Source organism: Streptomyces sp. NPDC102259, from assembly GCF_044766465.1.
Taxonomy (GTDB): Bacteria; Actinomycetota; Actinomycetes; order Streptomycetales; family Streptomycetaceae; genus Streptomyces.
Genome location: NZ_JBIWMA010000003.1, coordinates 593,415 through 606,036, shown reverse-complemented (window position 1 = coordinate 606,036; position 12,622 = coordinate 593,415). Strand labels below are relative to the sequence as shown.

8 protein-coding genes are annotated in these 12,622 nt (G+C 72.6%); 5 read left to right on the top strand and 3 right to left on the bottom strand.

All coding sequences use genetic code 11. From position 1 onward, the window contains the following. Positions 1-141 precede the first annotated feature (141 nt). Positions 142-1,017, top strand: coding sequence for a hypothetical protein (locus ACIRPU_RS11335; RefSeq protein ID WP_403864833.1), 876 nt, complete (start codon positions 142-144; stop codon positions 1,015-1,017). Positions 1,018-1,049: 32 nt separating this feature from the next. Here ACIRPU_RS11335 and ACIRPU_RS11330 read toward each other — a convergent pair whose 3' ends face one another. Further along, a complete protein-coding gene (locus ACIRPU_RS11330; protein ID WP_403864830.1) occupies positions 1,050-2,681 on the bottom strand; it encodes an AMP-binding protein in 1,632 nt (543 codons plus the stop codon). Then, entirely contained in the window at positions 2,678-4,348 is a 1,671-nt protein-coding gene (locus ACIRPU_RS11325; protein WP_403864827.1) for an AMP-binding protein, read from the bottom strand. The genes ACIRPU_RS11330 and ACIRPU_RS11325 overlap by 4 nt, the downstream gene beginning before the upstream one ends. 187 nt (positions 4,349-4,535) lie before the next feature. Between ACIRPU_RS11325 and ACIRPU_RS11320 the strand changes: the two genes are divergently transcribed. The 3 genes from ACIRPU_RS11320 to ACIRPU_RS11310 all read left to right on the top strand — a co-directional run bounded on the left by ACIRPU_RS11320 (position 4,536) and on the right by ACIRPU_RS11310 (position 9,569). Beyond that, positions 4,536-5,438: a LuxR C-terminal-related transcriptional regulator gene (locus tag ACIRPU_RS11320; protein WP_403864824.1), complete on the top strand. Its 903-nt coding sequence runs from the start codon at positions 4,536-4,538 to the stop codon at positions 5,436-5,438. A 223-nt stretch (positions 5,439-5,661) separates the two neighbouring features. Then, positions 5,662-8,481 carry an AAA family ATPase gene (locus tag ACIRPU_RS11315; protein WP_403864821.1) on the top strand — a complete coding sequence of 940 codons (2,820 nt, stop codon included), beginning with the start codon at positions 5,662-5,664 and terminating at the stop codon, positions 8,479-8,481. A 296-nt stretch (positions 8,482-8,777) separates the two neighbouring features. Continuing rightward, positions 8,778-9,569 (top strand): serine protease, encoded by a 792-nt coding sequence (locus ACIRPU_RS11310; RefSeq protein ID WP_355705910.1) that lies wholly within the window; start codon positions 8,778-8,780, stop codon positions 9,567-9,569. 171 nt (positions 9,570-9,740) lie between these two features. Here the strand turns inward: ACIRPU_RS11310 and ACIRPU_RS11305 are convergent, their stop codons facing one another. After that, the gene (locus ACIRPU_RS11305) at positions 9,741-10,850 is read right to left on the bottom strand and encodes a winged helix DNA-binding domain-containing protein (protein ID WP_403864817.1); all 1,110 of its coding nucleotides are present in this window, start codon (positions 10,848-10,850) and stop codon (positions 9,741-9,743) included. 295 nt (positions 10,851-11,145) lie between these two features. On the opposite strand from ACIRPU_RS11305, the gene ACIRPU_RS11300 reads away from it, so the two are divergent. Beyond that, a complete protein-coding gene (locus ACIRPU_RS11300) occupies positions 11,146-12,618 on the top strand; it encodes an MFS transporter (protein WP_403864814.1) in 1,473 nt (490 codons plus the stop codon). Positions 12,619-12,622 lie beyond the last annotated feature (4 nt).

The following is a 12,622-nucleotide window of genomic DNA, read 5'->3' as shown; positions in this document are numbered from 1 at the left end:
TGAGCCCTTCCATCGGTTTCGAGCATTGCGTATGTTTCCGTAATGCGGAAAACAGTTTCTGCTATCTGGAAGTAATGTAAGTGGGCACGCGAAGGTCGTCAAGAGACGGACAAGCGGAGGCCGGAGGAGGACGATGGGGCCATGTCCGAGAGCGTGCCGGTGCGCTGCCCGGCCTGTCGGCGCGAGCGCCTCTACACCGCACCGTGCTACCCGTGCGCGTGCGGTGCTCCCGTCACGCCTGTGCTGGACCGGCGGACGACGCCGACGACCGTCGTACACCGGGCGTGGGACGACGAGTGGGTCGCCCTGCGGTGCCCCGCCTGCCGCCGCCGGCACCAGTGGCCGCACCCTGAACTGGGCTGCGCCTGCGGAGCGGTGATACGAATCCCGGTGACCGACCCGACCCCCGAGCCGGAGGCGGGGGCGCGGCCCGATTCGAGGGCGGAGTCGGGGCCGGGGGCGGGGGCGAGGCAGGCGCACGAGTCGGTGCCCGAGTCGGGGCCGGGGCCGGGGCAGGCGCCGGAGCCGGAGCCTGAGTCGGGGCATGACCCAACAGCGCCGACATCGACATCGACATCAACACCGCCGCCGCAAGCCCCACCCGCACCCGCACCCGCACCCGCACCCGCAGAGCAACGGCGTCCCTTCCGACCCGTCGCCATCCGTACGGCCCGTGACGCGGTCACGGCCGCCGCGCTCTATCTGAACTGGCTCGGACACGGGGACATCCGGCGGGCCGATCAGCGGCCCACCTCCGGTATCGGCCTCGCCGCCCGCGGGCTGGTGGCCCAGGTGGACCCCAGCGTGCGCCCGGCCTCACTGCGGGACGTGGAGTGTCTGTGGCTGACGGCCATGACGGAATCCGCGGACTGCGTCTACTTCTCCCTCGCGGGGTACGCCGAGGACGCCCGGGCCCGCGCCGACCAGCTGCGGGTCCCGCTCTTCGTCCTCGACCTCACGGGCACCCCGCAGCCGGTCAACGCGATGGCCGACGCACTCGACGCCGGAGGCGCCTGAGGCACCCGAGGCACCCGAGGCGCCGGCCACCGCTAAGGGGCGTACCCCTCGCGCAGCTCGATCTTGCGTACCTTCCCCGAGACGGTCATCGGGAAGGTCTCCATGATCCGCAGCCTGCTCGGGATCTTGTAGTGCGCCAGCCGGCCCTCGCAGTGGGCGCGCAGCTCCTCCAGCGACAACGGGTCCGCCGCGTCGGCCGGGATCACACAGGCGAGGACCTCCTCGCCGTACCTCTCGTGCGGGACGCCGACGACCTGGACGTCCCGGATCTTCGGGTGGCCGTAGAGGAACTCCTCGATCTCGCGCGGGTAGATGTTCTCCCCGCCCCGGATGATCATGTCCTTGATCCGGCCGACGATCTCGACGTAACCGTCTTCACGCATCACCGCCAGGTCCCCGGTGTGCATCCAGCGTCCCGCGTCGATCGACTCGGCGGTCTTCTCGGGCTCGTTCCAGTAACCGAGCATCACGCTGTAACCGCGGGTGCACAGTTCGCCCGCGATTCCGCGCGGCCGGGTCACCCCGTCCACCGGGTCCACCACCTTCACCTCGATGTGCGGCAGGACCCTGCCCACGGTGCCGGTGCGGTGCTCCAGGTCGTCCTCGCGGCGGGTCTGGGTGGAGACGGGCGAGGTCTCCGTCATGCCGTAACAGATCGACACCTCCGCCATGTTCATCTCCGCGACCACCCGTTTCATCACCTCGACCGGGCAGGGCGAGCCCGCCATGATGCCGGTGCGCAGGGAGGACAGGTCGTAGGTCGCGAAGTCCGGCAGGTTCAACTCCGCGATGAACATGGTCGGCACGCCGTACAGGGAGGTGCACCGCTCCCGCTGGACCGCCTCCAGCGTGGCCTTCGGGTCGAAGGACGGGGCCGGGACGACGATGCAGGCGCCGTGCGAGGTGGCCGCAAGGTTTCCCATCACCATGCCGAAACAGTGATAAAAGGGCACCGGGATGCAGATCCGGTCCTGCTCGCTGTAGGCGATCGACTCGCCCACGAAGTAACCGTTGTTGAGAATGTTGTGGTGGGAGAGGGTGGCTCCCTTGGGGAAGCCCGTGGTACCCGAGGTGTACTGGATGTTGACCGGGTCGTCGCAGGACAACTCGTTTCCGCGGATGAGGAGCTCCTCGTGGAGGTCGGGCGTTCCGCGCCCCAGCAACGCATCCCAGCTCGGATCCCCGAAGTAAACGGTCTCCCGCAGTTGCGGGCATCTGCCGCGTACCTGCTCGACCATCGCCCGGTAGTCGCTCGTCCGGTGGCTCAGCGAGGCGAACAGCACGGAGATCCCGGCCTGCTGGAGGACGTACTCGACCTCGTGCGTGCGGTACGCCGGGTTGATGTTCACCATGATCGCGCCGATGCGGGCGGTGGCGTACTGCACGAGCACCCACTCGGCGCAGTTGACCGCCCAGATGCCCACCCGCTCGCCCTTGGCGACCCCGCTCGCGAGCAGCGCGCACGCCAGCCGGTCGACGTCCTCGACGAATCGGCGGTACGTCCAGCGCCGCCCGGACGGCACGTCGACGAGCGCCTCGCGGTCCGGCCAGCGCTCCGCCGTCCGGTCCAGGTCGGCGCCGATGGTGTCCCCGAGCAGCGCGGTCGCGCTCGTCCCGTGCGCGTACGAAACGGTCTTGCCCCGCGGGTACGACGCCTCGCTCACCGGAAGTCCTCCTCGCGGTACTCGTCGGGCGAGCCCGCCTCGGTCGCCTGACGCAGCTCGATCCGGCGGATCTTGCCGCTCACCGTCTTGGGCAGCGGGGCGAACTCCAGGCGTCGCACGCGCTTGTAGGGGGCGAGGACCTCGCGGGAGTGCTCGAACAGCACCTTCGCGGTGTCGGGGCCCGGCTCCCAGCCCTCGGCGAGCACGACGTACGCCTTGGGCACGGCGAGGCGCAGTGCGTCCGGGGCGGGGACGACGGCCGCCTCGGCGACCGCCTCGTGCTCCAGGAGCGCGCTCTCCAGCTCGAAGGGGCTGATCTTGTAGTCGGAGGCCTTGAAGACGTCGTCGGCCCGGCCGACGTAGGTGATGTAACCGTTCTCGTCGCGGCTGCCGATGTCACCGGTGCGGTAGTGGCCGCCGGCCATCGCCTCCGCCGTCCGGTCGGCGTCGCCGTGGTAACCGGTCATCAGGCCGACCGGCCGGGCGGCCAGGTCCAGCGCGATCTCGCCCTCCTGCGCGCCCGGCGCGCCCGACACCGGGTCGAGGAGCTCCACCCGGCAGCCGGGGCTCGGCCGGCCCATCGAGCCGGTCTTCAACTCCTGTCCGGGGCTGTTGGCGATCTGCACGGCCGTCTCGGTCTGCCCGAAGCCGTCCCGGACGGTCACTCCCCAGGCGCGCCGCACCTGCTCGATGACCTCGGGATTGAGCGGCTCGCCCGCGGCCACCGCCTCGCGGGGCGGGGTGCGCAGCTGGGTGAGGTCGGCCTGGATGAGCATGCGCCAGACGGTGGGCGGGGCGCAGAACGTCGTCACCCCGGCCCGGTCCATCTCGGTCATCAGCCGGGCCGGGTCGAAGCGGGTGTAGTTGTGGATGAAAACGGTTGCTTCGGCGTTCCACGGGGCGAAGAGGTTGGACCAGGCGTGCTTGGCCCAGCCGGGCGAGGAGATGTTGAGGTGCACATCGCCGGGCCGGAGCCCGATCCAGTACATCGTCGACAGATGGCCGATCGGATACGAGGTGTGGGTGTGCTCCACCAGCTTGGGGCGGGCGGTCGTGCCGGAGGTGAAGTACAGCATCAGCGGGTCGTCGGCGAGGGTGGGGCCGTCGGGGGTGAAGCCGGCCGGGGCGGTGTAGGCGTCCTCGAACGGCTGCCAGCCCTCGGGTGCGCCGCCGACCGCGATGCGCCGGTAGTCGCCGGGCACCTCGTCGAACTTGCCGGTGTCCTCGGTGCGGACGAGGACGTGCCGGATGCGGCCGCGTTCGACGCGGTCGCTGAGGTCGGCGGGGCCGAGCAGCGGAGTGGCCGGGACGACGACGGCGCGCAGCTTCATCGCGGCCAGCGCGGTCTCCCACAGTTCGGCCTGGTTGCCGAGCATGACGAGGATCCGGTCCTCGGCGGCGACGCCCTGCCCGCGCAGCCAGTTCGCGACCCGGTCGGAACGCTCCGACAGTTCGGCGAAGCTGAGACGGGTTTCGGAACCGTCTTCTTCCACGAGGTGCAGGGCGGTGCGCCCGTTGCCGTCGGCGATGACGTCGAACCAGTCGAGCGCCCAGTTGAAGCGCTCCGGTCGGGGCCACTCGAAACGCTCGTAAGCGGTTGTGTAGTCCTCGCGGTGCTCCAACAGGAAGTCGCGGGCTCTGCGGAAACGCTCCGTCGCCGTCGTCATCTGTCCTCACTCGTCCTCTCGGCCTGCTCGGTCGTGCGCCTCCGGGGCGCTCTCAGCCCCTGCGGCTCACTCCCGTGCTGCCGGACCATTGCCGGGCGGCTCTCTGCCATCGTGTAATCCGTGATGCAGGTCTCACTACCCCCGGACGGGGGTGTGCGGCACCACGCCGCGCGGAAAGGGCGAGAACGTGGCGGCATACGCGGCCGGAACGGTGGAGATTCGCGGTGCGCTGGCGCGGCTGCGGCGGGTGACGGGGCTGCCGGTCGCCTTCGGCGGTCTGGTGGAGCCGGGGCGGCAGCGGATGCGGATCAGCGAGTTCAGCGGCGTGGCCGGTCTCGCGTTGCGCGGACTGGCGGTGACGTCGGGCAACGGTCTCGGCGGCAAGGCGGTGGCGCTGGCCCGCCCGTGCGCGGTGACCGACTACTCCCTGTCCCGGCAGATCAGTCACGAGTACGACGCGGCCGTCGCCGAGGAGGGCCTGCGCTCGGTGCTGGCGATCCCGGTGGTCGTACGGCGCCGGGTGCGCGGGGTGCTGTACGGCGCCCTGCGCACGGCCCAGCCGTTGGGCGACCGCACGCTGACCGCGGCCGTGCAGGCGGCGCGGGACGTGGAGCAGGCGCTGGTGGTCGGGGACGAGGCGCGCGACCTGCTGACGGCGGCCCGGCCGGGCGCGGCGCATACGGGGCCCGGTCCGGGCGCCGGTCCCGGTCCCGGCGGCGGGCCGGGAGCGGGGGCAGCGGCGGGGGCCGGGGCCGGCTGGGAGCAGGTGCGCGAGGCGCACACGGCCCTGCGCGCCCTGGCTCCGCGGATCGCCGACCCGGCTCTGCGCGCCGAGCTCCTCGAGGTGTGCGGGCTGCTGACCTCGGGGTCGCCGGAGCGGTCGGCGGGGCAGCCGGTCGCCCTGGCCCCGCGTGAGCTGGACGTACTGGCGTGGGTGGCGGCGGGAGCGACGAACGCGGCGGTCGCCGAGCGGCTGGGGCTGCGCCCGGAGACGGTCAAGGGCTATCTGAGGTCGGCGATGCGCAGGCTGGGCGCGCGCACCCGGGGGGAGGCGGTGGTCGCGGCCCGGCGGGCGGGGCTGCTGCCCTGAACTCGGGGCGCGCAACATGGCCGTAGCGCGGACGGTGCAAGATGCCTGGGAGCAGCGATCACATCAAGCCAGGGAGGCCCCTCACGACAAGTGACCATTCATTCATCGTCTCTATGAATTTCCCTATGCGTCACGTTGTTATATGCCTCACCACGCCGTGTCTCCGAATTTCAAAGGGACGTTGCCTAGAATTTGCCCCGGACACGACACTCGGAGGGGAGCGGTGACCGTGCGACGGGACTTCAAGGAGCCTGCCAGATGCCGCCCCGACCTGGTCATCGGCAGGGACGAGCTGTTCACGGCCGCCCGCGACCAGCTGACGCGGGGCGGCAGTGTGCTGCTGCACGGCCCGGCCGGAATAGGAAAGTCGACCGTGCTGCGGGCATTGGCCGCGGATTACGGCGAGTCGGCCCGCACCGTCCTGCGCTGCTCGGCGACCGAGTCCGAATCCCACCTCCCCTTCCTGGCTCTGGCCGACCTCTTCGGCCTCGTGCTCGACGAGATCTCGGACAAGCTGCCCGTCGCCCAGCGCACCGCCCTGGAGTCGGCGCTCACCGGCCGAGGCGAATCGACTCTGCAACGCGACGGCCTCGCCCTGCGGTTGGCCGTGCTGTCGGCCCTGCGCGCCCTCGCCGCCGCGGGGCCCGTCCTGCTCGTCGCCGACGATCTGCAGTGGCTGGACTCCGCCAGCGCCGAACTCCTCGGCTTCGCCGCCCGCCGCCTCGGCGACACCCCCGTCCAGTTGCTGTGCGCGGTGCGGACGGAGGAGCAGGAGTACGACCGTCATCTACGCGCGTCCCCTCCCGACACCCTCGCCGTCCGGCTCAACCCCCTCTCCCGTGCCCAGGTCTCCGCGCTGCTCGACCACCGCGGCTACACCGACCTGCCCCGCTCGACGATGCGGGAGATCCACCGCACCAGCGGCGGCAACCCGCTCTTCGCCCTGGAACTGGGCCGTGCCCTCGGCGAGAGCCCGACGCCGCCCCGGCCCGGCGAGCCGCTGCCGGTGCCGACCTCGCTGCGCGCCCTGGTCCTCAGCCGCCTCGACATGCTGTCCGGCGAGGCCCGTCGCACCCTGCTCGTGGCCAGTGCCGGCGCCCGCCCCACGCTGGCCCTGCTGCACGCGGCCGGCCGTGAGGACGCCGAGGCCGAGACGGCGCAGGCCGCGGCGCTCGGGCTGCTGGCGACGGAGCCCGAGGGGCCGGCCGTACGGTTCGCGCATCCGCTGATCTCGGCCGCGCTGTACGCGGAGGCGCCCGCCCAGGAGCGCCGGGCCGCGCACGCCGCGCTGTCCACCGCCGCCTCCGATCCGATCGAGCGGGCCCGCAACCTCGCCCTGGCGACCACCGGCACCGACCCGGAGGTCGCCGCCCGGCTCGCCGAGGCCGCCGCGCTCGCCCGGGACCGGGGCGCCCCCTCGGTCGCCGCCTCCCTCGGACTGCTCGCCGCCCGGCACACCCCGCCGGACGGCGCCCCCGCGCCGGACGACCGGCGGCTCCAGGCCGCCGAGGACGCGATCACCGCCGGCGAGGTGGACCTCGCCCGGGACATCGCGCGCGAGGTGCTGACCCGGGCGACCGTGCCCGCCGAGCGGATCCGGGCCTGGGAGGTGGTGATCGAGGCCGCCGGGCAGTCCCTGGGCGAGGTCGACGCCGTCTTCCCGCAGGCCCTCGCCGACGCCGGCGACGACCCGCGGCTGCTGGCCCTGGTCCACTACCGGCTGGCCTGGCGCAAGCTGATCGTGGAGGGCGACTTCGCCGAGGCCCGCGAGGAGGCCGCGCACACGGCCGACCTGGCGGCCCGCGGCGACGACCGGCGCACCGAGCTGATGGCGCTCTCCTTCCAGGCCTCGACCGAGACCCTGATGGGCCACCCGAACGCCCCCACCACCATCAAGCGGGCCCTGCGGGAACCCCAGGACCCTTATGTGGCGTGCCATCACAACGGCGTCGGGGCGGCCCGGTTCCGCTGGCTGCTGATGAGCGATCAGCTGCCCGAGGCCCGGTCGACCATCACCGCGCTGCTGCGCGAGGTGCGCCGGCGCGGAATGGTCGAGAGCGAGGTGCACTTCCAGCGCTTCCTCGCCGAGACCGAACTGCGCTCCGGGCACTGCGGGCGCGCCCTGGACCTCGCTCGCGAGAGCCTCCGGCTGGCCCGGGACTCCGGCATCGGCCTGGGCGCCTCCGCGATGCTGGCCTCCCTCGCCGAGGCCTCCGGCGGCGACGTCGACCGGGCGCTGGCGCTGGCCCGGGAGGCGGCGGGGAAGGCCGAGGAGGACGGCGACCAGATGTACGTCTCGCGCGCGCTCGCCGCGCTCGGCCACGCCCAGTTGGTGGCCGGGGACGCGGCGGGCGCGGTCGGCTCGCTGCGCCGGGTGCGGGAACTGGAGCAGGGTCTGGGGATCACCGACCCCGCCCGGGGCCGCTGGCAGGGCGACCTCGCGGAGGCGCTGGTCCGGGTCGGCGAGCCGGGCGAGGCGCAGGACGTCATCGACGTGACGCGCGAGCACGCGCTGAGGCTGGGCCGGGAGAGCGTGCTGGCCGTGCTGGACCGGGCGGAGGCGATGGTGCGGGCGGCGCGCGGCGACCACGAGGCGGCGCTGTCGCGGCTGACGTCCGTTCAGGACCGGCTCGCCAAGCTGGGGTACGGCCTGGAGGAGGCGCGGGCGGCGTTCGTGCTGGCCGTGCTGCGCACCGGACGGCCGGGTCCGACGTCGTACGACGAGGCGGCGCGGTTGTTCCGGCGGTGCCGGGCGCTGCCCTGGCTGCGCCAGGTGGACGCGGCGGTCGCGGCGGCGGCGCCCGGGGCGGTCGCCGTGCCCCAGCAGACGGCTCCCCCGTCCGACGCGCTGGAGGGACTGGCGTCGATGGAGCGTCAGGTCGCCGCGCTCGTCATGGAGGGCGCGACCAACCGGGAGATCGCCGCGCGCCTGTTCATCAGCGTCAAGACGGTCGAGGCGACCCTGACCCGGGTGTACCGCAAGCTGGGGATCCGTTCGCGGGTGGACATCGTCCGACTGGCGGCGGGGCGTCATGCGAAGTGAGGAAACCGCGGGTTAACTGCCCCTCAGGGGCTCCCCACCCTCGGCGGGTGCTGCGCCCCGCGCGGCGGGTTCTCTGAGCGTCCCCTCGGCGGCGACTGTGGCTCGCCTGAGCCGACCGAGGGTTTTCCCTGCCCCAACTCCCTTAGGGGGTTCCCTCATTGGGGGGAACGGGTGCCGGGTTCTAGCTTAAGGGACGTGCCGCTCGCCCGGGCATACGGGGGTCGGTCCCGCGACCCCCGTGTCACCCCCCACACCCGCGCGACTCCCCCACCGGCAACCCCCCACCGAGGAGATCCATGTTCGGGCTCAACCGGTTCAAGAAGACCGCCGCCGTCCTCGCGGCGACCGCCGCGGCGGCGGCGACCGCACTGCTCAGCGCCCCCACCGCTGTCGCAGCGCCGCAGCCGATCGTCGGCGGCACGACGACGACGACCACGACGTACCCGTTCATGATGCAGATCACGGACGCCTCGCAGAACCAGTTCTGCGGCGGCACCCTGGTCTCGGCGACCAAGGTGGTCACGGCCGCCCACTGTATGGTCGGCGAGACCACGAGCAGTGTGCGCGTCGTCGGTGGGCGCACCTACCTCAACGGCACCAACGGCACGGTCAGCCGGGTCAGCAAGATCTGGATCAACCCGAGCTACACGGACGCCACCAACGGTGACGACGTGGCCGTCCTGACCCTGTCGACGTCGATGCCCTACACCACGGCGTCGTACGTCTCCTCGTCCCAGACCAGCGTGTACGCGGCCGGCACCACCGCCCGCATCATCGGCTGGGGCACCACCTCGGAGAGCGGCAGCTCCTCCAACCAGCTGCGGACCGCGACCGTCCCGATCGTGTCCGACTCCAGCTGCAAGACTTCCTACGGTTCCGACTTCGTCGCGACCGACATGGTTTGCGCCGGATACACATCCGGCGGCGTAGACACCTGCCAGGGCGACAGCGGCGGTCCCCTGCTCATCGGGGGCGTCCTGGCAGGGATCACTTCTTGGGGCGAGGGCTGCGCGGAGGCCGGTTACCCGGGTGTGTACACCCGGCTGACCACCTTCTCCAGCCTGGTGACGACGCAGGTCAACTCCTAGCCGGTCAGCTCCTGACCGGTGACCGCGTAGCAGTCCCCGAGATCTCCTGAGTACCCCTCAGGGAAAGACCGGGGGGCGCTGCGAGCCTCCACGAGCGGCCCGCAGCGCCCCCTCTCCAAGCCCTCACCGGTCGCCGGTGGGGGCTTCTCGGCTGCCGGTGGAGCGCGGCGGTCACGGCCGTACGACGGTCCCGAACCGGATGTCGTAGGACTGCCCCGGGTGCACGGTGGCCAGCATCCGCTCGCCCTCGGCGGCCACGTCCCGGCGCCGGGCCTCGTCGAGGGCGCCGAAGGGCTCGACGACCAGGGCGTCCCGCTCCAGTTTCCACACGCCCGCCAGGAAGCCGTCGACGAGGAGGGTGCGGTACGCCTGGTTGCCCTGCCAGGAGCGGCCCCGGTACTCGGCCGGGACGACCCGGGTGCGGTCGGCGTGGGAGAGAAGGAGGTTGTCGAACTCGGGGAGGAAGCGGGGCGGGGCCGGGGTGTGCGGGTCGGGGCGCGGCGCGTCGGGGAGGTCGAAGAGCTCGACGCCCTGCTCGTCGAGGAAGGTGAGGAGCTGCGGGCGCAGGCGCTCGAAGGCGTCGCGCAGCCGGGTCAGGCCGGCCCAGGTCTGCATGTCCTTGACGGAGGCCGGGCCGAAGGCGGCCAGGTAGCGCAGGACCACGGAGTCGGCGGTGGGGGCGGGCCGCGCGGGCCGGCCCAGCCAGTGCTCGGCGGTGGTGAGCGCGACCTGTCCGCTCCTGCCCCACAGCCCGCGCGGGGTGACCTGGACGAGGGGCAGACGGCAGCGGGCGGCGACGGCGAGGGACTGGGGGTCGGCGTCCGGCCACTCGGCGGAGAGGGCCTCGCGCAGCTCCTTCATGGTGCGCGGCTCGGCCTCGACGAGGTCGCGGGCGAGGGCGGCGAGCCGGTCGAGGTCGACTCCGGTGAGGCCCTTGCGGAAGTACGTCAGCTCACGCTCGCGGGCGGGCTGGACGAACGGCCGGAGCGTCAGGCAGTCGTCGGCGGTGTGGGTGTGGATGGTGGAACGCATGCTGACGATGCGGACGACCTCGCGGTCGGCCATCAGCGTCGACAGCTCCTCGGGGACGAAGCCGTCGAGACGGGCGGCCAGCGCGTAGTACGGCGGCTTGACGTTCTGCGCCTGGAGTCCGAGCAGGTGCGCCACGGCGGCCCCGGCGGACATCGACGACGGCCGCAGCAGCGACTGCCGGTCGAGGGTGGCGCGGTTGAGGGCGCGAGCGCCGAGCACGGGGCCCGCCGGGTACGTCGTCTTCGTCATGTACGGCAACGTAACGGGAGTTGCGGACACCTTCCGTCCGCAACGCACCCGCGGGCGCGGACGGAAGGCGTCCGCGCCGGGCCCGGCGGACCGGACCCGGCGGACCCGGCCCGGTGCCGGGCACGCGGTGCGGACACGTTTCGGTCGTATGCCATTCAATGGAAATCCGCCTGGTGGCCGGGGCGGCGTACGCCCATTCTTGCCGCACGCCTCGCGGGGGCCGACCGTCATGTGTCGGACATGCCGCTCCCGAGCGTTCTGCCCTTACCGCCCGGCTCCCGAAAGGAGCGGCTGCGTGACATCGACGTCTGCAAGCCCCTCGCTCACGGCATCGTCCGCCCGGACCTGCGAACGCTGGAACCCCCGGCTGGTGTCCCTGCTGGTGGCCCTGATCTGGCCGACGCAGCTGCTGGCCGTGGCCGGCATCGTCACGGCCAACACGACGGCCGACATCGCGCAACGCTTCCACACCACCCAGGTCGCCTGGTTCTCGCTGATCGTCACCATGGTGTCGACCCTGCTCATCCCGTTCGTCATCAAGGCGGGCGACCGGTACGGGAGGCGGCGGATCATGCTCGCCATGATCGGCCTCGGGGTCGTCGGCGACATCGTCGCGGCCATGGCGGGCAGCTTCTGGCTGCTGCTGGTCGGCCGGGGCGTCGCCGCCTGCTACGCCCCGTTCGCCGCCCTGTCCTTCCCCGCCGTGCGTGACCTCTTCCCGGCCCGGATGGTGAAGCAGGCCAGCGCCGTCCTCGGCGGCAGCATGGGTCTGGTGGGCGTCGTGGGGCCGCTGCTCGCCGGCCGGCTGATCGACGCCGGGGGCTACCGGGCCGCGCTGTGGTTCATCGCCGCGGCGACCGCGGTGGCGTTCGTCCTGGTGGCCCTGCTGGTGCCCGAGACCCCGCGGCACGACTTCCAGAACGGCTTCGACTGGCTGGGCGCAACGCTGCTCGGCGGCGGCCTGACGGCCGTGGTGTACGCGGTCGGCCAGGGGCAGAGCTGGGGCTGGACGAGCGGTGCGACCCTCGGCTGGACGGCCGGCGGACTGCTGGCGCTCGTCGCCTTCGTCCGCGTCGAGCGCGGCAGCGCCCATCCGATCCTCGATCTGCGCGTGCTCGGCCGGCGACCGGTCGCGCTGACCGTCGGCGCCGCGGCCGTGGGCCAGGCCACCGCGCTGGCGATGGCCTCCATGGGCATCCTGCTGGCCCTCTACCCCAGCATCCCCGGGGTCTCCGACGGGCTGGGCTGGACCAGCACGCACAACGCGCGGATCGGCCTGACCTGGAACCTGGTCATGCTCGGCACCGGTTTCATGGCCGGCCGCCTGCTGCGCAAGGCCGACGCCCGAGTGCTGTGGGCGGTCGGACTGGGGCTGGGCGCGGCGGGATACGGGCTGATGGGTCTCTTCCACGCCGACGCCGCCCAGCTCGTCCTGACGGCGTGTCTGGCCAACCTCGGCACCGGCCTCATCGTCTCCATCGCCCCCGTGCTGGTCCTGGGCGTGGTCTCGGTGGAGGAGCAGGGGCAGGGCAGCGGCCTGATGCAGATGCTCTTCAACTTCTTCGGCACGGTCGTCCCCGCCGTGTGCTTCGCCGTCCTCGCCGCGCACAGCACGGTTCTGCGGGGCACCGCCTTCTACCTCGACGGCGGCTACACCTGGGTGTTCTGGACCGGAGCGCTGATCCTGCTGGCGGCGCTGGCGGTGTCCCTGTTCATCCCGGCCCTGCGGGATCCGGCGGAGAGCGACGCGGCCCCGGCCGCCGCCTGACCGA

Excerpts from the sequence above, each read along its gene's own strand:
- ACIRPU_RS11335 (WP_403864833.1), top strand. The coding sequence starts at position 142 with ATGTCCGAGAGCGTGCCGGTGCGCTGCCCGGCCTGTCGGCGCGAGCGC.
- ACIRPU_RS11325 (WP_403864827.1), bottom strand. The coding sequence starts at position 4,348 with ATGACGACGGCGACGGAGCGTTTCCGCAGAGCCCGCGACTTCCTGTTG.
- ACIRPU_RS11310 (WP_355705910.1), top strand. The coding sequence starts at position 8,778 with ATGTTCGGGCTCAACCGGTTCAAGAAGACCGCCGCCGTCCTCGCGGCG.
- ACIRPU_RS11305 (WP_403864817.1), bottom strand. The coding sequence starts at position 10,850 with ATGACGAAGACGACGTACCCGGCGGGCCCCGTGCTCGGCGCTCGCGCC.